This window comes from Acaryochloris sp. CCMEE 5410, assembly GCF_000238775.2.
GTDB lineage: Bacteria > Cyanobacteriota > Cyanobacteriia > Thermosynechococcales > Thermosynechococcaceae > Acaryochloris.
Genome location: NZ_AFEJ02000001.1, coordinates 2,800,577 through 2,824,185 on the forward strand (window position 1 = coordinate 2,800,577; position 23,609 = coordinate 2,824,185).

Consider the following 23,609-nt stretch of genomic DNA (forward strand, 5'->3'; position numbering starts at 1 on the left):
TTCGTGCGAGACAGTGTGGGTAAAACTCAAAGCTAGTTCTTCCAAATGAAACTGTCGTCATTTGGATTTCTTCTGATACAGGTAAATCGCAGGGCTTTGAAGCGAAATCACCTGGCAAGCGGCCATCGTTTCGGGCGTATCTTGCTCCCAATAAATCAGCAAAAATTCAGCATGGGGTTTATATCGCCTATAACTGTCTAATACAGTGGGATAGGCTAATCCAGCATCCCGGATCTCCTCAAAGGTCATATAATCAGTGGGGATTATTTCAGGATCCTCAGACTGCCACGGAGCAGCCACAACGGCACCTTTCTCTTTGGCTTCCAGATATCGGCGCAGGGCCATACGGCCTAGGGCTTTTGCATTATCCTCCCAGCCCAAAAAGTCATACATTTTGAATAACACTCGCTCAGTATCCTCAGGGTTGAGGGTACTCAACACGGGTTTCATCTTCGGCTTTCTAGGGGAGTCTTGACCAAAACCTTTACCCATCTCTACTTCCCTCGCTGATCAAATGGGTATCTGTTTTTCGCGTGATTTACGGACTAATCCAGTCCATCAGGCATTCTTTAGTGATGTATGACAAGAGGCCACAAGCACGGTTTAACTAACATGGAACTGCCGATGGGCTAGATTGCAACCTTAATCGTGCAAACAAAGCGCCGTTCTAGGAGGCAGCTCATTTGCTTTTTAGTCTTGGTTACTGAACATCGTTGAATGAACGGCAGCTCAGTTTCGATGGTCTAAGTGATGTAAGTTCGGTAAAAAATGGGTTATAAAACTGAATCATGTAATTTTGTATTTTTGTAAACTTCCTTAATAAATTGAAAATATTTTAGATGAGTAAATTTACCTAGTCAACCCTAATTACAAATTTTCTATTGCTCCTCCCTCTCCTTAATCTAAGGGAGTAGACAGCCGATACACACCTTGAAAAAACATAAAATCCAGGCTTGAGAAGCATCTCAGGACTTAGCTTTGATACCCCTTGCCTCGGCAGGGAAAGAGTATTACCGCTATCAAGGAGGTGAGAGATAAGTCCTCAGATTTCCCACAATAGCCAAAGGCTCATTAATATAACTTCATGCTTTTCTAGTAGAGATGAAGTTATGCAAAGTCAGCACAGAAAGATATCCGCTGATAATGCCGTTATCGGTTGGGCCATCTACAGCAACCTTGTGGAATAGCGCTGATTAGCAATTGACGGGCAGATCATGCGCTAATCCCCTGGGCAATCAACGTCCCTCAATCCATGAACTGCCCCAATATTCTTTTGCTCTAGGCGATCCTGATTTTGAGATTAGGTCGATTGAAGGCGTAGCTTGTAAAGATGTTTATACTTTATCCTCAGCCTTTATCCCTAGAGGTAGGATTTAAGTAGCATAAATCTAAAGAAAACCTTAAAGAATTATCAAACTACCAAATTTATGTGCAACTAGCGTTTATGGTACTGTTCCGTGTTATCTCCTTCCCTGCTCCACGACCTATGGCAATTAATTGAAGAACTGCCCAGTCATCCTGTAATGCAATTGAATGATAGTCGCCTGATTTCTTGGCTGTTGGCCCGAGTAGAGCGTCGATTAATTCTTAAGGCAGAAGATATCAGCAATATTGAGAAATATCTCGGTTCCCATGTGCTGCTCATTCGAGAAATGACTGAATCTAGACAATATCACTGCTGTCCTCTGGCGATGTGATGAGTAAGGCTCTCCTAAAAACCTTGGTCCTGAACCATCAGAGTCTTCCATCCGTACAGCACCCTTGTAAGAAAATAGTATTGTCGGTCTATATGCATTAGCCTCAAATATAGGGTTCTAGACTATTAACCACAAGACTACCTAAAGTGAGTTGAAAGCATTCACACCAGCAAACACTCGGGTTTTTAAAGTCGTTCAGGCTATGTTCACAACCCTACGAGATAGCAGGGAATCATTTTAGGCAAGCGCTACTCAACTATCCGCACACTCATAAGGCCGGGGACGATGACTGAGTAGGCGATCACCCCAATCGCCTGTACCGATATCCACTGACCTATGCGTCAAATCGATTGCTGATTCTGCATCAAATCAGAGCGAGTTCCTAGCCCTAAGCGCATCTATCTCTCATCCAGGGTTAACCATCAACAGACCTTGAAGCTCATTGGGAGGAATTCTTGTATTGATGTGCAGAGAGGTATCCAAGCATGAGAAAGGTAGAAGTTGTCCCTCACAATCCTGCCTGGAAAATGATATTTCAGACTGAGGCCTCGCTAGTCAAGGAAGCCCTGGGTGAGACTGTGATGGCTGTTCACCATATCGGCAGCACAGCCATTCCTGACATCCATGCAAAACCCATTATCGATCTATTAGACCTCTTGCATAATTGGATTTGCGATATGGTATTGAATCTGATGTTGTTCCTATTCAGTGCCATACCCCATGAATTACGAAGCAGCCCAAAAGCTGAGTGCAAAAGACTTTAAGCGACGAACTGGAGTCTACAAACAAACCTTTAAACGCATGCTCCACGCATGGCATACCTATCACCTCAATCGCTCAAATGCAGGAAGACCTCCAAAGTTGTGTCGTTGTGATCAACTGTTGGTGGCCCTTCAATATTGGCGAGAATATCGGACCTATTTCCACATTGCTGGAGATTGGGAAGTCTCTGAATCAACCGTCTGCCGTATTGTCCACCAGGTCGAGAGTGCTCTGATGAACTCAGGACTCTTCCGCTTACCCGGCAAGAAACATCTAATACAAGGATTTGAGCGACCTGATGTTGTCGTGATGGATGTGACTGAGACACCGATTGAACGTCCTCAAAAAGGACAAAAAGCGTATTATTCAGGAAAAAAAGAGGCATACCCTCAAATGCCAGATTATTGCTGACCGCAACACTTTAGAGATTATCTGTCTGAGCTTTGACAAAGGTCGTCGGCATGATTTCAGATATTCAAGGTTCAGGTATCCATATCCATCCAGATACCGAGAGTCTGCAAGATAGCGGATATCAAGGGATTGCAGCCTACCACGCCAACAGCTATGTTCCTCTCAAGAAGCCACAACACGGTGAACTGACTTCCCTGCAGCGAGAGTATAACCGTGCTTTGAGTCAGGAACGAATGGGGATTGAACACATTAATCGCAGCCTGAAGATTTTCAGAATTTTGTCGGAGCGCTATCGCAATCGTCGTCGTCGCTACGCGCTTCGGTGTAACTTGATTTCAGCTATTTATAACCATGAGCTATCTTTGGCTGCTTAAGGGATGGCAAACAGCCATACCACATCGTGAAATGAATATTGCAAGAGGTCTATTGATTGAGGTGCAGTGCATCACCCAAGTTGATGAGCGCAGTTCATCCATGGAGCAACTAGGGTACGAAGTCATGGGGGAATTTGGCATCTCAGGTCGTCGGTTCTTTCGCAAAAATAACCAACATGGTATTCGGACCCACCATATTCATATCTTTAACCACAGCTCAACCAAGGTGAAACGTCATCTGGCATTTCGGGATTACATGATTGCCCACCCGACAGATGCGAAGCAATACAGTGACTTGAAATGCCTGTTAGCTAGTCAATATCCCACAGATATCGATGGCTATATGGACGGTAAAGATAGCTTTATTAAAGCCATAGACATCAAGGCAGGTCAGTGGAACGCTTTACAAACCGACCAGCCGTCAGGGACCTAATGCTTCCACGCTTAATTGGATGCATAATGCAGCATTGGTGGCTGGGAGAATGATTAGCGACTGGCTGAGATCCACTCAGGGCTTCCTTGAAGGTCGCATCACTTTCAAGATCCATGATCCAGAAACGTTTGTCTTCACTGCTTCTTCTCAGAAGACCGATAGTTTAAGAAACGTGGTTTCATCCCACTCCATAAAGATAACTGTTTGCCCCAATGCCCCCAACCATTGGGGTTTTCTCCCTTTAAGAACGGGCACCTCTAAAGTTTTTATAGACGGTCAATAACCAATGATAGGCTTCTTCGAGTCCATCGGTCGTATCGACGTCTATCCCTACTTTTTTCCACTCCTCTACTCGTTGAAAAGAAAGTAGATTTCTGAATTCATCCATAGATGGTATTTCCATAATCTTAGGAGCCTTCAGCCTATGTTTATTAGTACTTCCGGGCCCTTTACCTTTGCAATTCATGCCTTGGCTCAGATAACGCCATCACTCCCAGAATACCCAAAAGAAGACCTTTTTTTAATGCTAGGTAAAGTCAGCAGATTTTATCGCTTTATCAAATACCAGAAATCACCTTGGAGTCATCAGTATTTTCTATAGCGCAACTCACTTTCAACGTCTCTCGCGATGCAACACGCCCTAAAGAACCCTGTACAAGCCGTATTAATAAAACATAAAGAAAATCGAAGGAACCGGATATTTTAGATCAAGCCTATCCACCGATCTGGGCATCAATCAGCCTATTGAGAGGTAGCCCCAATTCGCAGCACTCCATCTGGCAGATTCCGTGCCCAGCCAAGATCTGCTATCACCAGTCCATCTAGTCTGGCGGTTCTCTAGGCCTAAATCGCGAGGTGGTATGCTAATTCCTTTCTCCATCTTCTTGAGCCAGCCTGATTGTAATGACCGTTCAAGCACCAAGACAAAGCTTTTATGCTTTCTAAGATCTAGCTTGAGAAGCATTAACAGTAGCGCCATTCGGAAGCTCATCCACTAGAGTAGAGGTGGACGCCTTTGCTAATTGATTAGGGCAAGTTGTGGCTTACGAACCGCTGCATCATAAATATCGTCCCCAAGTCTTTGCAGATTTAGTGGGACAAGATGCGATCGCAACCACGTTGACCAATGCGATTGAGTTCGAGCGGATTGCTCCTGCCTATCTCTTTACTGGCCCTCGGGGTACGGGAAAAACCTCCAGCGCCCGCATCCTCGCCAAATCCCTCAACTGCCTCAATAGCCCAAAACCCACACCAATCCCCTGCGGTACCTGTTCCGTTTGCCAGGAAGTGGCCCTAGGCACATCTCTCGATGTTATCGAAATTGACGCTGCCAGCAATACGGGCGTAGACAATATTCGCGACTTAATCGAACGGGCTCAATTTGCACCGGTTCAGTGTCGATTTAAAATTTACTGCTTGGATGAAGTCCATATGCTCAGCACGGCAGCATTTAATGCCTTGCTGAAGACATTAGAAGAACCCCCAGATCGGGTGGTGTTTATCCTCGCGACGACAGATCCCCAAAGAGTCTTACCCACCATTATTTCTCGCTGCCAACGGTTTGACTTTCGGCGGATCGCTCTAGATCCCATGATTCAGCATCTCACCCATATTGCTGAACAAGAATCGATTGCCATTACTCCCTCGGCGGTAGAACTGATTGCCCAAGTTGCCCAAGGCGGGTTACGAGATGCAGAAAGTTTACTCGATCAGCTCAGCTTACTCTCGGGGGAAATTGATAATACCCAGGTCTGGGATTTAGTCGGCTCCGTCCCAGAACAGGCGCTCTTAGCCCTACTGCAAGCCATTATCGAACAACAGCCAGCATTGATGGTCGAACGTACCCATGCCTTGCTCGATCGCGGTCGGGAACCGTTAACGGTACTTCAGAATTTAGCAGGCTTTTATCGGGATTTGCTGATCGCCAAAACGGCCCCTACTCGCAGAGATTTAGTGGCCATCACGGCCCCGACTTGGACCGATCTGTGCCAGCTCGCCCAGCAGTTTGAGGTCAATGACATTCTGGCCAAGCAACAGCACCTACGCAATTGTGAAACTCAAATCAAGAATTCTACCCAGCCTCGCTTATGGCTAGAAGTCTCACTTTTGGGTCTGTTACCAGGTGCCGCCCAGTCTACCGATCCGAAGCCGATTCTTATTCAGACCTCACCCCAGCCCTTAGGAACTGCAACTCATTCACCGGAGCCAGTATCAGCAGGACCTGCTCACCCCGTTCCCCCGCCGGAAGCCCCTGCCCCCACTCAAACATCCCCAGTTGCTGACACGCCCCAACCCGCTGCTCCAGCAAGTCCCCAGGCCCCTCCAGCCCCAGAGCCTCAAGTTATCCCCCAACCAGAGGCCCACCCTCCTGCAGCCGAGGACTTACCTGCACCTCTAGAAGACTTACCCGAACCTCTAGAAGACTTACCCGAACCTCTAGAAGACTCACCCGAACCTCTAGAAGACTCACCCGAACCTCTAGAAGAAACTCCTGCCCCCCTGCCTAGCCTGCAGGCAGACTCCATTCCACCCCCAGCGCCCCCACAACCCGAAACGACGCCTGCTCCACTCCCACCCCCCTCAGACCCTTCTGCCCCTGTGCAGATTGATCTAATGGAGGTATGGCAGCAGCTTTTACAAAGCCTGAATTTGCCCAGTCGGGCCTTGCTAAAAGAACATGGCCAACTCCTCTATTGGCAAGGGCGAGAAGTTCGGATTGGCATTCGTAAAACCTTACTTCGACTGGCTCAAGGCAAAGTCCAAGAACTAGAAGAAACCTTCGAGAAGTGCTTTAATCGCAAAGTTAAAGTCACCTTAAAAGTCCTGACTGAAGAGCAAATGCGAGCCAAACCGGCCTCCACCTCTTCTGCTCCACCGCCTGTCTCTGCCCCACCGCCTGTCTCTAATCCACCGGCCAATATGGCTGCGCCCCAGCCGGTTGCAGCTCCTCCTGCGCCCCTGCAGAATGGTCATGCAGCCCCACAAACTGCGCCAGCAGCACCTACTGCAGCACCGCCCACCTGGCAAAGCGAGGACGAAATCACCTCTGCAGCCAAGAGTTTCGCCCAATTTTTTAACGGCGCTTTTGTGGATATTGATCCGAAAGAACCTGAGCAAACAGAAACGGCTAAATCTAAATAACGGAAGGCTCATCCGTTTGGGGAACCCATACAGAGACAGAGCCAGCCTTACAGACAAATTCAGCCCAACCCTCAGCATTGGTCGTGATCGGCTCGGAGATATGTTCTGTCACATCCCGATAGGTTTGGTGGGGGTGTCCCATTTCCATCCATTTGCAGCCCTGATCACCATTGCTAAGGATGACGGCCATTCCCCCTGGATGCTCATCCGTGCCTAAGCGAGTCCAGCCCACACAGTTGGCATGATCAAAATAGTCATACTGATCGCCATAGGCATAGGTCCGTCGAGCACCTAGGAACTTATCGATTAACCATTGATGACTGTCCAACCAAATTTCATACTCATTACCATCACGGCCTTTGTCCTTGTAGTGAGCCCCATAATAGTCCGCATAGAAAATACAGGGATATCCATCTCGACGTAACAAAATCAAGGCATAGGCCAAGGGCTTAAACCAAGACTCCACCACAGACTCTAACGCCTGCAAGGGCTGAGAATCATGATTTTCAACCAGAGTGACGGCTAAGGCAGGCTGCTCTTTCACCAACGTGTCATCAAAAATTTGGCGGAGGTCAAAGTCACACCCTTGCGTACTTGCCACCGTAAAGTTGTAGTGCAACGGGGCATCAAACAGCATGACGTCGCCCCCGGTGATTTTGACAAAATGGTGCAGGGCTTCAATTTCGTCGGACCAATATTCCCCTACTGCAAACAGCCGCTTCGGGGAGTGCTGTCGACAATGGTTCAGCCACTCGGGGAAAAAATCTGCTTTGACATGCTTGACGGCATCAAAACGGAACCCATCGATGTGGGTCGTGTTAATCACCCATTCTCCCCAACGTTTGAGTTCATCCCTGACTTCAGGATGTTCCATATCCAGGTCACACCCCATCAGGTAATCAAAGACTCCCTTTTCTAAGTCAACGTTGTCATCAAATTTTTTGTCTTTAAACAAATAGACTGCTTGCTGGCCATCGTTGTAGGCGTTATAGTCCACGGCATCAAAGTGCCACCAGTGCCACTCTAGGTCTGAATACTTGCCCTGACGACCTGGAAACGTGAAATGGGTCCAGACTTTGACGGTTTGAGTGTCACCAATCGGCTGGTGACGATTATTAGGATTCATGGGTCGCGCTTGGGCCTCTTCTTCGGCATCCGCACCCATCTTGTGATTAAGCACGACATCAGCATAGACATGAATGCCAGATGCCTGAGCCTCCTCAATCGCTGAGATATATTCATCTTTAGTGCCATATTTGGTGCGAATAGACCCTTTTTGGTCGAATTCACCCAAGTCATACATGTCATAAACACCATAGCCCACGTCATATCCTCCTGCTAGACCTTTATAGGCAGGCGGTAGCCACACAGCGGTGATACCCACATTCGCTAGATCGGCAGCTTTTTTCTTCAGTTCACTCCACAAACTGCCATCAGCGGCGTTGTACCAATGAAAGAACTGCATCATTACGCCGTTGGGTTCAGACATACATGACCTCTACTTGGAAAGATAGGGATTTCAATTTTATTCGTTAGGGATAAATTGGTCGAATTTTTTGGATTAAGGCTATATAGATTCGCCCTTAAAACATCCTTATCCAGGTATGGATGCCCCACTAATGGGCCTGTGCTCAATTGAGCAGATTCTCGTCAAAACTTGATGCAATATATCTTGAACCAAGGCCGATTCGTTGTGTTCTATTGACGATAAGCAATATATTTTAAACCCGTTTGCAGAGGATTACCGTTCTCAAGAATCGTGATTTCAGCGGTATTATCATTAATCCATCTCACAGCGCTTCGGGTGGTCGGTAAGGTGGAAGATTGCTCCAGCAAAATGCCATCGGCGTACTCCCAGGTACCAGTATGTTCTTGGGAAAAGCCATTGGTAAAGGTGATGCGGTTACGCCAAGTCCCATCCTGTTTATAGTGAGTGGTGCCTGTAAAAGGTGGCACAACATTCAGTAATTCAGCTTTCCAGGTACCCACAACAGCAGAAGAAGTTTGCTCAGACCGATCTGAGGCCGATGGCGTGGTGGGTTCAGGCTCTTCATCCAGACTGGGACTAGCCCCGCCGACAGGGACTGGCGCATTGGGCTGACCGGGCCGAAATAACAACAAACCGCCGATGCCGACTAGTGCGATCGCACCCACAAATCCCTTCCATCCTCTTAGAAAAGGCGGTATGCTCACGGCTTCCCGGTCTTGAGGCTGCTGAATGGTGGGTGTTTGAGAACGAGAGGCTTTCTGCGTAGGAGCAACTGTAGCGGAATCCCTCTGCAGAGCAGCTAACATTTCCTGAGCTGAAGAGAATCGCTCTCGCGGATGATAACGTGTGGCTCGGTCGAGGACATCTGCTAGGACACCATCAAGTCCAGAAGCATGTTGACGCCAGAGCAGCTCTCCCGTGCAAGGATCGCTACCCAAGTGTGTGGGCAATCTCCCCGTCAACAGAACCATCATTGATAGCCCAAGGCTATACAAATCACTGGAGAAAACGGGTCGCCCTGCTGCTTGTTCAGCAGGCATATAGCCCGGCGTGCCAATTACAATCGAGGACGTGGTTTGTCCTTGAGCGTTGATCTGAGTCCCCATCACTTCTTTGACCGCCCCAAAGTCAATCAAGACAGGCTTGCCATCCCGATGTCGCCAGATGATGTTATCGGGCTTCAAATCTCGATGAATGATGCCTTGGCTATGGATGTATTCCAGCACTGGCAGAGTCTGCTGCAGAATGTCCATAATCACACTGGCATTCACGGGTTGCTGCCATTGGGCTAACGTGTGGCCATTCACCCATTCTTGGGCGAGGTAAAAGTACCCGCCATCTTGGAAATAACTATAGAGTTCAGGAATTTGGGGATTTTCATCACCTAGTTTTTCTAAGCAAGCAGCTTCTTGGCGGAATCGGTCTTGAACGATTTGATAAACCTGAGGATCTTGGGTGACGGGTTTGAGTTGTTTAATCACGCAGCGTCGGCGAGAAGGACGATGGGTATCTTCTGCCAAATAGGTAATGCCAAACCCTCCCTCTTCCAATGGCTTAATGATTTGGTATTGATCTTTAATCAACGTCATATCCATAACTTCACCTTGGACAGCGACAGAAAGCTGTTGATCGTGGGTATAGCGTCATACCCTACTCCCAGATATTAGCAAAGCTCAAAAATCCAGATCATGGCGAACAAAGCATCAAAAAACCACCAAAAGCATCAACTTTTGGTGGTTAGTAAGGTTAGGTTATTGATTGAAGCTAACGGACGGTCCCTTCTAGCTGCTCCGTAGGAATGGGCTTCATTAAATATAAGCGCAAGAAGTTAAAGCCATTGGAAAGGAAGATAGGTAGCTTCCGGATCGTTTTGATGAACTCAGGTTGCTCAGCTGCATCAATGGCACGTAGCTTCACACAATTGTCTACACACTCTTCCAAGTGGCCGTAGAAGCTAGGATGCTCTACGTTCAAGACCAACGGAAAGACACGACCCGCACTGTCATTGGTTTTCTTAATCACGTGCTTGTCATACTCACGGGCATCTAGACCAATGGTGGCGTAGAAACCAGAACGCTGCAAGTCATTGAGATACATGGTGACGAAGACAGATAGCAAGAAGAACCTTGCCCAGAGCCTGGCTTTCCAATCGTTGAGCAGTTGAGGCTGAGACCGCATCAAGGCATCAAAGAAATCACCATGACGGTTCTCGTCTTGGCACCAATTCTCGAAAAATTCAAAAATGGGATAGACACAATCGTCTGGATTCGCAGCTAAGTGACGATAGATAGTGATATAGCGCCAGTAACCAATCTTTTCAGAGAGGTAGGTAGCATAAAAGATAAATTTAGGCTTGAAGAAGGTATAGCTGCGGTTCTTAGTCAAAAAGCCCAAGTCTAAGGACAGTTTGAAGTCCGTCATGGCTTTGTTGAGGAAGCCAGCGTGACGAGCTTCATCCCGAGACATCAGGTTAAACCCTTCAGCCAACAGAGGGTTAATGGTCTTGAGACGACGACCTAATTCTTTGTAGAGGAGGAAGCCAGAGAACTCTGCAGTACAAGACCGCTCTAGAAACTCGATAAACAAGCGCCGAGTTTCACCATCAATGTGATCCCAAGACTTATCGAAGCGCTCATCACGGGTAAAGTGCTTTTGATTATAGTCAGCCTTGAACTCGGCAATGATGGCTCGAATCTCATCTTCATTGACGCTGAGATCCATCTTGGCCATCTCGTCAAAATCAGTGGTGTAGAAACGAGGGGTAAGAACCGTTTCTTTTGCGGGAACTTTAATCCCGTCACGCAGTTCTTGGGGTTCTGGCTTTTTGAGGGTATCTACCATGGGTGCCTCAATGACTATAATTTGAACAAATTTATCCCACAACAGAAGGGGGGAAACCCTTTGAGCAACAAAGCTGCAATTGTTAAGAAACCACTATCCTAGCAGTTATTACTTTCAACTTAAATGCTAGCTCTGTAAGCAATATTACCTGAATGCCCGGTTGATGCAGGGCACTAAGCCACCAAGCGTTACATTTCGCAAAGAGACTCGTTACATTTTGAAAAATATTATGAAGGATTGCTCCGAGTGTTGAACAACCTGCTGCAAGAGGGGCTGTAATGGCTGCGTATGCTTGGATTGAGTCAGCGTTAGCCACGGTTCACAAAGCGAATTGGTATCGCTCGGTCAAAACTATGAGCAGCCCAGGACCAACGGCTGTACTCAACGGGAAAACGGTGATCAATTTTGCCAGTAATGATTATCTCGGTTTAGCCGGGGATTCAAGGCTAGCTGAAGCTGCGATCGCAGCCATTCATACCTATGGAACGGGTAGTACTGGATCGCGGTTACTCAGCGGTCATCGACTGATCCATGAGCAGTTGGAAGGTGCGATCTCATCCTGGAAACAGACGGAAGCTGCCATTGTCTATAGCTCTGGCTACCTCGCCAATATCGGTACGATTACGGCCTTAGTCAATAAACGCGACTTGATTCTGGCGGATGCCTACAACCATGCCAGCCTCAAAAATGGGGCGCGGTTGAGTGGAGCCACCCTCCATGAATTTGGCCATGCCCATGTCACAGAGTTGCAAACCCTTTTAGAAACCCATCGTGCCTACCATCGCCGCTGCCTTTTGGTCACCGATAGCGTCTTTAGTATGGATGGCGATTTATGCCCACTGCCGGAACTGATTGATCTAGCTGAACAGTATGACTGTATGCTCCTAATTGATGAAGCCCACGGTACTGGCGTTTTAGGGGCAACGGGGGCAGGCTGTGTAGAACATTTTGGCTGTCGCGATGCGGAGCTGATTCAGATGGGGACCCTCAGTAAAGCTCTTGGGAGTTTAGGGGGCTATGTGGCGGGTTCAGCCAATCTGATTGATTACTTGCGTAATCGCTCTTCGAGCTGGATTTATACCACGGGACTATCCCCTGCGGATACGGCGGCGGCGCTAGCGGCAGTGGAGATTATTCGAGAGGGGAGTGAGTTGCGATCGCAACTTTGGCAACGGGTCACTCAACTCAAGCAAGCTTTAACCAGCCAGCTGGCCTCTGAAAACGACCATCAAACCATGCAGCTCTTACCCTCTGAGTCACCGATTTTCTGTGTGCAAATGCTCACCCCCGCAGCCGTTTTGACGGCCAGCCAGCAACTCCTTGACCAAGGGATTTTTGCCCCAGCCATCCGCCCACCCACTGTTCCTACTAGCCGAATTCGGATATCTATGATGGCCACTCATCAGCCTGAGCACGTTGATCAGCTTATTGCTGCCTTTAGTGTAATGGCCCACCAGTAATAGAGCGGACCTTTTTATGGAATGTGTTGTCCCTCTTGCTCAAGTTGAGCCAGTAAGGTCTGTACAGATAAGACTGGCAAGGGTGAACTTAAAAAGCCAGTGGTATCGCGGGTAACGATGGCATTTAAACCTTAGGAAACCGCACTAAAGATCTGAACCGCATCTTCAAAGTCAGCTAAATTTGAGAAAAAACGTTCTAAGGACGTTTTTTGATAAATTTCATCTCTCCTTTGAAGTCTCCATTTGACTCAACGCCAACTGGAATCCAATTGAGATGTAGATAGAAACCATAGGCTCTGAAGCTAGGGTTATTGCCTGTAACTAACCAAATCTCGTCAATCTCCTTTGACCAGAACCAAGTTTCAGTAACTTGCATGAGAGCACGTCCCACCCCCTGTCCTTCAAAAGCGGGGAGGACAAAAAGGCCAAATATTGTTTTTTCTGTGGCGCTGGCAATGGAGAAGCCAATCGCTTGATCATCAACCTCAGCGATCCATGCACAACAGTCCGCCTCTAACATTTTGGTTACTGACTCTGGGGTAATGCCCAGTTCAGCAATCTCTTCTCGGGATTGATAATTTTCGGCAACGCTGGTTCGAATCTCAAACAGAGTTTCGACATCATCCAATTGAGCAATGCGGATATTCATGGTGCCTATCTTGACTTCGCTTCCGCATATTCTTGTAGAGCTGCTGGGTGGAATTCATATTTCATTATCGAATAAACCACGTTTTATGGTGGGTTTATCTTGGACAAAGGTCGTTACCAGTTCAGTTAAGTCTTCGCGACAGATGCGCTCGGCTTCCGGGCTTTTAGGTTCGGCTAGGCCATTAATTTCGATTTAGATTTGACCGTTTTTGGATTCACGCCTACGTTACATTGCTCTGGATTGTAACCATCCTCCCCATAGTCAAAGCCTGGCGTGGCTTCATTGGTGGGACGTTTGGGTTTGAACTCAAAGCGCGGGGCCAGCACCTGTTCCATGAGCAAGCTGGCAGCAATGGCTTTGAGGGTATCGTTAACGGCCTCAGTAACGGCTGCTTCAGCCGCATTCCCAACGCATTCGATTGGGTGGAGGTGCCATCTTGAGCGTAGGTAACGGATACGGAGGGAACAGCGATGGATTGACTCATAGTGCCTGTTTCTTGAATAGCGAGTGGGTTAGGATTTATTGCAAGATGCGGCTATTCCCCCGCTAAAGTAAGGGCTTGCTCAAGTACGGCAGGGCTAATGCGTAACCCTACCTGAACTAGATTTTCTAAGTCTTTCTTGGCTGACGAGATATATCCTGCCTGTTTGGCGAGTACGACTATAGCCAGTGTGCCTCGAACAGGAACTTGGAGAATTTTGGCGGCTTTGCGTGCGGCTAGGTCATCGATAATTGCTTCATATCCAGGGTTTTGAATAGCCCAAGAGAGCACCTGGCTTTCTCCCATACCTAAATCCCAACTAGCAACCCTAGGTTCAATGGCTAAATCTGCTCGAATAAATGCCTGCCCCGTTTGCTGGAGCCAAGCAACAGCACTATCGTTATATCCGCCCAGGCTAATTTCATCGGCAACGCCTTGGGGAATGACCACTTCATCACAGAGTTCCTGCAGCAAAGGGATACGGTCAATTTTGGTCAGGCTAATAATTGGCGAAGCATTCACCACCCAGCGCTTAACCACGACCAACTTCCTCTGTCAGTTCCTCTGGAGTGGTCTGAAAGGGGGAGACTTCAAATCGATCAAGGGCTTGCAGAAAGGCTTGACGGCTGACACCTGCGATTTCGGCAGCTTTGGATTGGGAAACCATGCCGACCTCGTACCATTTGACGACAGCGGCGATGAGGAGTTCTTGGGCGAATTCGTCTGGACTGCTGCGCAGGGCAGAGAAGGCACTTTCTGGTAAATTGAGTTGAATTTGAATCATAGGATTTTGCAGGGTGATGGTTAAGCAGTCATTTTTGTGTACAGGTCAAATAGTTTTTCGAGTCGCTCTGTGTCATTCTTGAAACGACGGCCACCGTAGATACGTCCGAGTACTTCGTCATTAAACTTAGCCTTGTGCTTGGTGGTCGCTGGGCTTTCTCGCAAAGCCGTCAGCGTGTCAGTGACTTCACCTTCTGTACAAACCTTTAGATGGATATTATTACGCTGGAGCAAGCCATCCAGGTCAGACTTGTTGGTGCTACTACGCTTACTTTTGAGTTTCTTGATCGTCGTTGACTTATTGCCGAAAGCTTCTAGAAACGCAAAAGGAAACACCTCCGGGTCAAAAGGCGCTTCGGCAAGCTCAGAAACGGCTTCTTCGATTTCAACTGCATTTATACTCCGATCACAAATAGCTCAGCGGTAGTTACCTCAAAGGGTGATTATTCCCTGCTAACGCAGAATCCTACCTCGTTTTTCGAGTATGGTAGTTTCCACCATCTATATCCTGCTTCTGTCTTACCTAAACTGCTTGTCAAGCAATAAAAAAGTTAACCCACTTTTCAAAACTCGACATTTCCGTAAAGTTCAGCTAACGGTATCTCTGCAGCAACCGATGACAAATGAATATTGCCTTCTGGGCCAGCGTAGTCTGTAAATAGCCACTGATTATTGCTCTGCTTAGTGTAGTGAGAGACTTGGGGACTGTACTGATCAATCAAAAGGTATTCCTGAAATGTAGGAATTGTTCGATAAGCAGCAAACTTCTCATCTAAGTCATAGCTGCGCGTTGATTTTGACAACACCTCAGCGATAAAAAGGGCATTGATGACCGTATCTGCTCGTCCCTCTTGCAATTGCAACGGCTTCGCTGCCACCATCACATCGGGATATGTATAGAGATTACAATCAGGAATCCATAACCGCTGATCCGTCACAAACACCCAGTAAGGCTGCCTCCGGAGAGCTAACTTCAACAGCATCAATAAGTTACCGTTAATCTCGTTGTGGGCAGGCGTGCCACCTGTCATTTCGATGATTTCTCCATTTCGAAACTCATGGCGAAGGTCCGAGTCCAGTTCTGAGACCAGATATTCTTCAGCAGTATAGGTTTCAGGGGATGAAATCGTCATAGCCCAACCTTCCATAGCGTTTACTACGCTTACACAGATATTTCTGTCGCTGATTCAATTTTGCCTCACTCTACAATGGCCAGACAATTCTATGCCTTGGCATCACCCATATGGTCTGAAATCACAACCAAGTAACCATCGGGATCGCGAAACCAAATTTCATGCTGTTGGGCGTTCGGGTTGATATGGGGTTCGGTGACAATTTCTGGGCTGAGAGTTCGAACCTTAGCAACACTGGCCTCAAAATCATAGGTGCGAAACCATAAAATCACCCCATTCCCAGGCGGTATCTCAGGATTCCACAGCCCAGGATGCTCATGCGTATCCTGGCGATGAAGTTGCAGCAGCAGTTTCCCCTCAAACGTCAGCATTTCATATTCATCGCCCCCATGGGCGCTTTCACAACCCAAGAGTTGTTGGTAAAACTGGCTACTCGCTGCCACATCTTTAACGGCAATAAGCGGCTCTATTTGCATCGCGATTAGCCTTCCTGAAGGCGAGCGAGTAAGGGGGCAGCACCGAGTAGCGTTTGAGTATAGGGATGTTGGGGATTGGTGAAGATCTCTTCCGTGGGACCGATTTCGACGATTTTGCCTTTATTCATGACGGCAATGCGATCGCAAAAGAATCGCGCCACCCACAAATCATGGGTAATAAATAGGTACGTTAGGTTGAAATCATCCTTCAAGGATTGCATCAAATCCAGTACCTGGGTTTGAATACTGGCATCCAGCATACTGACGGGTTCATCACAGATCACGAGCTTGGGCTGAGTAATGAGCGCTCGTGCAATTGCCACTCGTTGCTGCTGTCCCCCGGAAATATCGCTGGGGAACCGTTGAGCATAGTCAGTCGTAGGAGTCAGGCCCACACGCTCTAGCATGGCATGCATTTGCGCCTGCGCTTCTGCAGGGGTTGCCAACTCATGAATCAGCAGCGGTTCGGCTACACTCTGACCAATTTTCATCCGGGGATTCAGGCAGGCCCGTGGATCTTGGAAGATCATTTGAATCTGGCGACGACATTGCCGCAGTTCGCGCCCTTCTAGAGACGTTAGCTCCAGCTTGTCGAACTGAACGCTACCTGCCGTTGGGCGAACCAGCTGCAAAATGCTGCGAGACAACGTGCTTTTACCACAGCCCGACTCTCCCACGAGGCCCAAGGTTTCGCCCGCATGGATATTTAAGGTAATGCCATCGACGGCTTTGATGGCATCTGCGGGTTTGGAAAGGAGGCGGGCAATAAAATTAGTTTCCAAGGTGTAATGCTGCTGGACATCTTGGAGCTGAAGCAGCACATTGTCTGACGGCGGGGTATCGTCCTCGAGAGGCGCTTCCGCTGCACTGGTTTGTAGATGGAGGGCCGCCTGCAGCAAAGACTGGGTGTAAGCATGTTGTGGATTGGTGAGGATTTCTTGGGCTGGCCCCAACTCGACCATTTTGCCCTGGTACATGACGGCAACGCGATCGCAATATTCACTCACCAGCGCCAAGTCATGGGAAATCAGCAATAGCCCCATCTGACGTTCTTCACAAAGACGAGTCATTTCCTTGAGAATTTGGGCCGCCACCGTCACGTCCAAACTGGTGGTGGGTTCATCGGCAATCAGCATTTTGGGGTCCAGGAGGAGCGCTAACGCAATCGCCACCCGCTGTCGCATCCCCCCACTAAATTCATGGGGATACTGGGTCCACCGCTCTGCCGGGATATTGACCGCACTTAGAGTGTCTAAAACCTTGGTTTTGGCCGCTTCAGCAGAAAGCTGGGGTCGGTGGACCTTCAAGGTTTCTAAGCAATGCTTCTTCACCGTCAGCAGCGGATTTAAACGGGTCATGGGGTCCTGAAAGACGAGGGCAATTTCCTCGCCCCGGAATCGCTGCAAATCTTTTCCAGTCAGCGTTAAAACAGATCTGCCCGCAAAGTTTATCTCGCCTTCTAACTGAGTTCCAGGCGGCAGTAACTGCATTAGCCCACGGCCAATGGTGGATTTACCACAGCCCGATTCCCCGACTAGACCCAGTCGTTCTCCAGCCCCTAGCTCAAAAGAAACCTGATTGACCGCCCAAGTTTGGGCATTAGCGCCACGCTGCTGAGCATAGGCAATCTTTAGATCGTTAACCTGCAGCAAACTGGCGGAAGAACTCATATCCTGTAGTCGAAATAATATGTACGTTAAGGCTGTTTACGTCGGCAGCAACTCTAAAATCACCAGTATAGCCAGCAACCTCCAACCGGGTCTGATTTTTGCACGCAGGGTCAAATACTGTCTATGATAAAAATATATTGAAAAGTTTTGTGAAGTCCTTTGTTAGCAAACGCTGATACCAATAATCAAGCTCCCCTGATCTCCACCTGGCATCATGTGGATGTCTTATGGCAAGCCGATCAAACCCGCATTCAACCTGGCCTTCCTTACTATCAACTTTCTCCCACTTGGCAAATGTTGATTTTGGGAGATGGCTCTCCGACTCGCCATTTGCAGCTCCTCACCGGTGAGCCGACGGAAGTGGATGTGATTGATATGTCCTTTGTCGGGTCTGAGCAAGATAATGCCCCCGATTTAATCAAGGCTGTCCCCGGTCCTCGATTACGCCGCCAGGTCTGGCTGCGAACGACGTCTGGTCAGCGACTCGCCTATGCCACGTCTTGGTGGGAAGCCAGCCATGTGGATGAGTATTTACAAAACCGCTCTTTACCCATTTGGGCCAGCTTGTCCCAGTCGCGGACTGAACTGTTTCGAGATATCCGTCAGGTCTTCTGTGGTCAGTCTGAAGCGTTATCTCAAGCCTTTGATCATCCGGGACCTTTTTGGGGACGCTACTATCTGTTTTGGCATGATGGTCAACCTCTGACTTTGATTTACGAAGTTTTCTCCCCACATCTCAATCAGTATTTAGGGCCTGTATCCAGCAATCTCAAGCCGACTCAGGTGTCATAAACATTGGATGAACCGATGTTTTAGCAAACCTGTTGTACGTACTAAAGCGAGTGTCTTCTGATGGTCCATTTAGCAGTTGCTAGAAGCATTAACGCGCCTGCAAAGGGTTTACCCCATCTTCTGAACGACTTGTATACCATGCCTTTTATGAGGCTAACCCCTTTCAATTAAACGTCGTACCGCACCGACGATTAGCTCTGGCTGATCGAGGAGGATCCAATGTCCACTCTCTTCTGCAACGATACGTTGGCTATTGGAAGATAGTTTTGTGAGGTCCAATTGAAGTGCCGCCCATCGTTGGAATCTTTCTTCACTTATCCTTGGATCTTTGGCACCTTGACTCAGCACCATCAAAGGTAAGCTGCCCAATGATGTCACGGATTGAAGGCCTTCAAGGCTTGTTTTGATATGGGCCAATTCGCTGGAGGCGGTTGCCCAGTAGTGGGGGCGGTAACAAAAGGATTTAAAGATATCAAATAAGGATCGTACGGCCAACGGATATTTTTGACTTTTTTGCTTGAGGACTTTAAGCATGGGTAACAGATTCATCTCCCCGATGACTCGCACCATGCCAATGTGACTGAAAATTCTCAAAACCTGATAAAACCAAGCCATCCTTTGTACATGTCTCCCCATTGCAGAGGTCATCTGATGTTCATGGGAAGAATCGACTAACACTAATCCGACGACATCCTCTGGATATTGACTCGCATACAGCCGCATATTGACGCCACCGAGTGAGTGGCCAACCAAAATGTAGGGAGGGTCAATTGCAGCTTTGGTCAGCAGTAAATGTAATTCATCAACGCTCTGTTGACTGGTGCGAGGTTGTCTGGGGTTGGGGTCACTCCAACCAAAACCGGCCCGATCATAGGTGCAAACATGAGTAAATTTTGCAATTTCAGCGGGCACCAACCCCCATGCGATGGCGGGAGCAGAACCACCTGCATCCATAACAACGGTTGGTGTTCCCTGCCCAAGACAGTTGAGATGTAGACGAAATCCTCCAATATCGACCAGTTGACCGGGTGGAGGATATTTATGTTGATCAAACGCTTGACCCACTCTCTGATATACCATTCCCACCAATAGTCCGAGGATGAGAATGCCTAGAGACAGCACCAACCAGTTTTCCATGATTCTTAGAGCAAAGTTTGTAGACTGATTCCTCTCTCCTAGTATGTCCTTCCGAACAATCTGTGAGTCGCATAACGACTGGCACATCACCGATCGGTAGTAATGCTGATATCACACCTATCCCTTGATTGACAGTTGTCCACTATGCCGTGACACATTCTTTCTCTTCAAACTTCAGACCATCATGAAACTTGATGACCAGGGACAAGTTAAGAGACACCATCTAAGCTGTACGGATTATAAGCGTCGATTACCACTCCAAGATCAGGTTATGCGCTTAAATGGGTGAGAATTCATTATGTTGCTTCAGCATCCGTGACTAAGGCATCCTCTAAACCTAGCCGCTCTTTAGCGAGAATTGCCACGATCGTTGCGATCGCAACCTTGATCAGCAAGGTCACTGGAGCCGCTCGCCAGATGGTCACCGCCGCCGTCTTCGGGGTTGGGCCAGCAGTTGGAGCTTACGGCTTTGCCTATGCCATTCCTAGCTTTTTCTTAATTCTGCTCGGCGGAATTAATGGTCCATTTCACAGTGCCATCGTCGGTGTACTCGCCAAAAAAGAGCGCAGTGATGTCAAACCCGTCATCGAATCCATCACCACTTTGCTGGTCGGACTACTGCTGCTGGTGACCATCGGCTTAATTGTCTTTGCTGAGCCTATTTTGCGGTTCACGGCCAGCGGCCTGTTTATCTCCCCCGAAGAAGCCCTACGCCAAGGCATCGATTCAGCTACCTATGCCGTAACCCAGAAGACTCGGCTGATTGCCATTACCCAGTTCAAAATCATGGCGCCCATTGCCCTATTCTCGGGCTTGATTGGGATTGGCTTTGGGGCCTTAAACGCAGCTGATATTTACTGGATGCCCTCCATCAGCCCGATTTTTTCTAGCGTGGCAGTGATAATTGGTCTGGGGCTTTTTGCCCTCCATCTGGGGCCAGAAGCGTCCTTATCAGCTAATGCCTTGCTCGGGGGTCAAGTCCTCGCCTGGGCAACCTTGGCGGGTGCGGTAGCTCAGTGGTTGATTCAATTGCCTGTCCAGTGGCAAGCAGGCTTAGGAACCTTAAAGCCTCGCTGGCAATGGCAACATCCCGATGTCCGAGCTGTTTTAAAGGTATTGGGACCGGCTACCTTTGCCTCTGGAATGCTGCAGATTAATGTTCAAATTGATATCTTTTTCTCTTCCCTGATTCCTAACGCCACTGCTGCTGTCTCTGCCTGGAGCTACGCTAATTTTTTGGTAATGGCTCCTCTAGGTAGGGTTTGCTGAAAAAGTAAATTGAGCTAATTCCTGGCATCAAATCGTACAATCAACCCAGTTGTGACGGCCAGGGCCATATTCCTTCACTGGCCCTAGAAAAGCCCCAAGGCAGCCCTGGCAGCTCCATAACGCTTTCCAACACCAGCAATCCCACCCAAAATGAATGATAAAAGGTGGCGGAGCCACCGCTCTAGATTCATCACCAAGAACGTGATAGCAATCGCACTAGCAGCCGTATCCGCTAACTTCGCCATCACTCGATTCAAGCCAAATCTTCGCTTGGCCTGCCCAAACTTGCCCTCAATTTGGACTCTCACCTTTTCGTCCTCCCGTGCTTGTTGCTTGAGTTGGCCCTGCACCTGGGGGTCTTGTTGAGGTCTTCCTAACGGTGGTCCACTCAATCGGATACCTCGAGCTTTACACCATCGTCGATTAGCTCGGGTTCGATAGATTTGGTCGGCATGGACTGAGAGAGGATAATGGCCAAAGCGACGATGAAAAGCTTCCACTTGATATTGAAGATGCTGGGATTCATTGAACGCATCCCAGCTTAAACGTTCCAGAAACACACATCCGTTGACACAACTGAGGGATAGCTTGGCCCCAAACTCAACAGGTACTCCAGCTTTGCCTCGGACCATCGGTCGGACATGAGGCTGAGTGAGGCTGACAATACGGTCATCTACTCGACGCACGTGCTGTTGATACATCCACTCTTGCTGTCGAAAGACTTCATGAATCACCAGCAACAGACGGTACTGTCGCCGGGACAGTCGGGACAGAGACGCTCCTAAAGCTATCAATCCATCAATGTGGGCTAGATTCCGACGCACATAGCCCAACTGCTGACGAATCCCTTTACGAATCAGCTTGCGACTCGGTTGACGTTTCTTGGCAATGGCCAGATAAGCTTTGCGGGCCTTTTGGCGGTAGGTGCGAGGTTTGCCCTTGAGAGACAGCATGACTTGAGCATATAAAGCATCAAGGATGGCTTCACTCGCTTTGCGGGCATCATTGAGCAGATCTAAGTCTGTCGGATAGCGAATATCGGCTGGCGCACAGGTCGCGTCTATCAACAATTGGCCCTGGTTGGGAGGGGCAGGAGGCTCATCTTCGTCATCTTCAGGAGAAGGAGATGACTCAGGGGACATCACAACAGGAGAACCCTCAGATGCGAGCACTGATTCCACGACTGCGTCGTTGACTTGAGTCAGTAGCTCTAGATTCAACCGTTGGCGAAAGTGAACCAGCATGGAGGCATCAAACGGAGCACTCTCTCGATATTCACTAAAACCCAGAAAGTACTGCAAGTAGGGGTTCTCTCGAATCTGTTCTACGGTCTCTGCATCGGATACACCCAGTTTCTCTTTGATGATTAAGGTCCCTAAGGCCACACGAAAGGGTTTGGCAGGTGCCCCATGGTCTGACTGAATTGGTCTGCATATTCTGATTCAAAGCTTTCCCAGGGAATCAGCTCGGCGAGTTTGACCCAGCGATTCTCTTCTGATAGTTTGCCTCCGAAGGGCAAGTAGAAGTTCTTAAAGGACAGTTGACCGGGGGATGGGCGACGATACATTGGGGTGCATGTGCAAAGGTTTTGAGTATTTTGAACGATTTTCCTTGCACTTCTCAAGGGCGCTCAACACTTGGATACACTGCAAATATTCAACCTTAGACTTTCGAAGCAAGCCCTAGGTATTCTCTCCAACACCATTTTGGTCCCTTTCTTTCCCGTGTTTTCTCACCTGGCAACATCTGGCCAATGGGACGACCTCAAAAGTCGCATTCGTCAGGGCATCGTGATGACAGCAGTAGCGATGTTGCCTTTGGGGGCTTTGATGATTGCTCTAGCCTTACCCATTGTCCGCCTCGTTTATGAGCGATCCGCCTTTAATGCAGAGGCATCACAACTGACTGCCAGTATTCTCATCGCCTACGGGATGGGAATGTTCGTGTACTTGGCCAGAGACTTACTGGTTCGAGTGTTCTATGCCATGGGTGATGGTAATACCCCGTTTCAAATCAGCCTGGTCAGCATTTTGTTTAATATTCTGTTTGACTTCCTATTCGTCAAACCATTTGGTGCTCCGGGCCTCGTACTGGCCACGATTGGGGTAAATATCTTCTCAATGGTGGTCATGCTGTGGTGCTTAAGCAAGCGTTTACGGGGATTAAATCTGCAATCTTGGATACAGCCATTGATGGGGCTTACAGGCGCTAGTGCTCTTTCTGGACTGGTTGAATGGGGGCTTTGGGCCGGAACAGATGCAGTATGGGGTAGCCAAGGTTTTCTCTTACTACTGATCAACTTAGGTATCGCAGCTCTGGGCGGTTTTATGGTCTATGGGCTGGCAGCCAAGCAGCTCGGTATTCCTGAAGTACAAGTCTTCTTAACTCGCATGAGAGCTAAAATTCCCTTCCTGTAAAGCTGGATAATGGATCGATCTTGAGTCTTCTCCACCGCTAGTGTTCACGAGAGGGCTAGTGCTCTTGGCTAACCCTGCATTGAGGAGTTTGGCAATTAGCTGAAGGTTCAACCAAATCTAGGTTCAGATTGCCACCACTGAAATATTCTTTGTTCCTCAAAGACCAGAATATGCGCTTAAATAGGTGAGGATTC

General features: G+C 48.3%; 21 protein-coding genes and 3 pseudogenes. 9 read left to right on the forward strand and 15 right to left on the reverse strand.

The features are described 5' to 3' along the window. Window positions 1-57 precede the first annotated feature (57 nt). On the reverse strand, window positions 58-492 hold the full coding sequence (locus ON05_RS12845) for a hypothetical protein (RefSeq protein WP_010481511.1): 435 nt from the start codon (window positions 490-492) through the stop codon (window positions 58-60). Window positions 493-1,457: 965 nt separating this feature from the next. Here ON05_RS12845 and ON05_RS12850 point away from each other — a divergent pair. From ON05_RS12850 to ON05_RS12865, 4 genes and pseudogenes are all read left to right on the forward strand, one after another. Continuing rightward, entirely contained in the window at window positions 1,458-1,697 is a 240-nt protein-coding gene (locus ON05_RS12850; protein WP_010481508.1) for a hypothetical protein, read from the forward strand. A gap of 485 nt (window positions 1,698-2,182) precedes the next feature. Then, a complete protein-coding gene (locus tag ON05_RS12855) occupies window positions 2,183-2,461 on the forward strand; it encodes a GrpB family protein (RefSeq protein ID WP_010481506.1) in 279 nt (92 codons plus the stop codon). Continuing rightward, window positions 2,418-3,244, forward strand: a pseudogene (locus ON05_RS12860) (IS5 family transposase). The gene ON05_RS12855 and the pseudogene ON05_RS12860 overlap by 44 nt, the downstream one beginning before the upstream one ends. Then, window positions 3,222-3,677 carry a GrpB family protein gene (locus ON05_RS12865; RefSeq protein ID WP_010480440.1) on the forward strand — a complete coding sequence of 152 codons (456 nt, stop codon included), beginning with the start codon at window positions 3,222-3,224 and terminating at the stop codon, window positions 3,675-3,677. The pseudogene ON05_RS12860 and the gene ON05_RS12865 overlap by 23 nt, the downstream one beginning before the upstream one ends. 241 nt (window positions 3,678-3,918) lie before the next feature. On the opposite strand, the gene ON05_RS12870 is transcribed toward ON05_RS12865, so the two are convergent. Further along, a complete protein-coding gene (locus ON05_RS12870; RefSeq protein ID WP_175307293.1) occupies window positions 3,919-4,065 on the reverse strand; it encodes a hypothetical protein in 147 nt (48 codons plus the stop codon). Between the two features lie 650 nt (window positions 4,066-4,715). Between ON05_RS12870 and ON05_RS12875 the strand changes: the two genes are divergently transcribed. Continuing rightward, window positions 4,716-6,818 carry a DNA polymerase III subunit gamma/tau gene (locus ON05_RS12875; protein ID WP_010480445.1) on the forward strand — a complete coding sequence of 701 codons (2,103 nt, stop codon included), beginning with the start codon at window positions 4,716-4,718 and terminating at the stop codon, window positions 6,816-6,818. Here ON05_RS12875 and ON05_RS12880 read toward each other — a convergent pair. The 3 genes from ON05_RS12880 to acsF form a co-directional block, all read right to left on the reverse strand. Then, window positions 6,811-8,307, reverse strand: a complete 1,497-nt coding sequence (locus ON05_RS12880) for an alpha-amylase (RefSeq protein ID WP_010480447.1) — start codon at window positions 8,305-8,307, stop codon at window positions 6,811-6,813. The genes ON05_RS12875 and ON05_RS12880 overlap by 8 nt on opposite strands. A 209-nt stretch (window positions 8,308-8,516) precedes the next feature. Continuing rightward, window positions 8,517-9,896 (reverse strand): serine/threonine-protein kinase, encoded by a 1,380-nt coding sequence (locus ON05_RS12885; protein ID WP_236619159.1) that lies wholly within the window; start codon window positions 9,894-9,896, stop codon window positions 8,517-8,519. A gap of 175 nt (window positions 9,897-10,071) precedes the next feature. Next, window positions 10,072-11,148: a magnesium-protoporphyrin IX monomethyl ester (oxidative) cyclase gene (gene acsF / locus ON05_RS12890; protein WP_010480451.1), complete on the reverse strand. Its 1,077-nt coding sequence runs from the start codon at window positions 11,146-11,148 to the stop codon at window positions 10,072-10,074. Between the two features lie 278 nt (window positions 11,149-11,426). Between acsF and bioF the strand changes: the two genes are divergently transcribed. Then, window positions 11,427-12,608, forward strand: coding sequence for an 8-amino-7-oxononanoate synthase (gene bioF / locus ON05_RS12895; RefSeq protein WP_010480453.1), 1,182 nt, complete (start codon window positions 11,427-11,429; stop codon window positions 12,606-12,608). Between the two features lie 196 nt (window positions 12,609-12,804). Here the strand turns inward: bioF and ON05_RS12900 are convergent, their stop codons facing one another. From ON05_RS12900 to ON05_RS12935, 8 genes and pseudogenes are all read right to left on the reverse strand, one after another. Continuing rightward, window positions 12,805-13,257, reverse strand: coding sequence for a GNAT family N-acetyltransferase (locus tag ON05_RS12900; protein WP_010480456.1), 453 nt, complete (start codon window positions 13,255-13,257; stop codon window positions 12,805-12,807). A gap of 54 nt (window positions 13,258-13,311) precedes the next feature. Continuing rightward, a pseudogene (locus ON05_RS38525) lies at window positions 13,312-13,661 on the reverse strand (DEAD/DEAH box helicase); the annotation flags it as partial. 131 nt (window positions 13,662-13,792) lie between these two features. Beyond that, window positions 13,793-14,278: a DUF3368 domain-containing protein gene (locus ON05_RS12910; protein ID WP_010480459.1), complete on the reverse strand. Its 486-nt coding sequence runs from the start codon at window positions 14,276-14,278 to the stop codon at window positions 13,793-13,795. After that, window positions 14,271-14,522, reverse strand: a complete 252-nt coding sequence (locus ON05_RS12915; RefSeq protein WP_010480461.1) for a UPF0175 family protein — start codon at window positions 14,520-14,522, stop codon at window positions 14,271-14,273. Before ON05_RS12915 ends, ON05_RS12910 begins: the two co-directional genes overlap by 8 nt. Window positions 14,523-14,542: 20 nt before the next feature. Beyond that, a complete protein-coding gene (locus ON05_RS38530; protein WP_396149754.1) occupies window positions 14,543-14,920 on the reverse strand; it encodes a type IIL restriction-modification enzyme MmeI in 378 nt (125 codons plus the stop codon). A gap of 164 nt (window positions 14,921-15,084) precedes the next feature. Next, on the reverse strand, window positions 15,085-15,654 hold the full coding sequence (locus ON05_RS12925) for a Uma2 family endonuclease (protein ID WP_029315725.1): 570 nt from the start codon (window positions 15,652-15,654) through the stop codon (window positions 15,085-15,087). Window positions 15,655-15,743: 89 nt separating this feature from the next. Beyond that, window positions 15,744-16,130 carry a VOC family protein gene (locus ON05_RS12930; RefSeq protein WP_010480467.1) on the reverse strand — a complete coding sequence of 129 codons (387 nt, stop codon included), beginning with the start codon at window positions 16,128-16,130 and terminating at the stop codon, window positions 15,744-15,746. 5 nt (window positions 16,131-16,135) lie between these two features. Beyond that, window positions 16,136-17,800 (reverse strand): ABC transporter ATP-binding protein, encoded by a 1,665-nt coding sequence (locus ON05_RS12935; RefSeq protein WP_039781951.1) that lies wholly within the window; start codon window positions 17,798-17,800, stop codon window positions 16,136-16,138. Window positions 17,801-17,995: 195 nt separating this feature from the next. Between ON05_RS12935 and ON05_RS12940 the strand changes: the two genes are divergently transcribed. Beyond that, complete coding sequence (locus tag ON05_RS12940) at window positions 17,996-18,592, forward strand: chorismate lyase (RefSeq protein WP_396149757.1); 597 nt, start codon at window positions 17,996-17,998, stop codon at window positions 18,590-18,592. Between the two features lie 153 nt (window positions 18,593-18,745). Here the strand turns inward: ON05_RS12940 and ON05_RS12945 are convergent, their stop codons facing one another. Beyond that, window positions 18,746-19,729, reverse strand: a complete 984-nt coding sequence (locus tag ON05_RS12945; RefSeq protein WP_010480470.1) for an alpha/beta fold hydrolase — start codon at window positions 19,727-19,729, stop codon at window positions 18,746-18,748. Window positions 19,730-20,044: 315 nt separating this feature from the next. Here ON05_RS12945 and murJ (ON05_RS12950) point away from each other — a divergent pair, with 315 nt between their 5' ends. Continuing rightward, window positions 20,045-20,998, forward strand: a complete 954-nt coding sequence (gene murJ / locus ON05_RS12950; protein WP_236619161.1) for a murein biosynthesis integral membrane protein MurJ — start codon at window positions 20,045-20,047, stop codon at window positions 20,996-20,998. Here the strand turns inward: murJ (ON05_RS12950) and ON05_RS12955 are convergent. After that, window positions 20,958-22,565, reverse strand: a pseudogene (locus ON05_RS12955) (IS5 family transposase). The gene murJ (ON05_RS12950) and the pseudogene ON05_RS12955 overlap by 41 nt on opposite strands. Window positions 22,566-22,635: 70 nt before the next feature. Here ON05_RS12955 and murJ (ON05_RS12960) point away from each other — a divergent pair. Then, window positions 22,636-23,415: a murein biosynthesis integral membrane protein MurJ gene (gene murJ, locus ON05_RS12960; RefSeq protein ID WP_262561691.1), complete on the forward strand. Its 780-nt coding sequence runs from the start codon at window positions 22,636-22,638 to the stop codon at window positions 23,413-23,415. The last annotated feature ends 194 nt before the right edge of the window (window positions 23,416-23,609 follow it).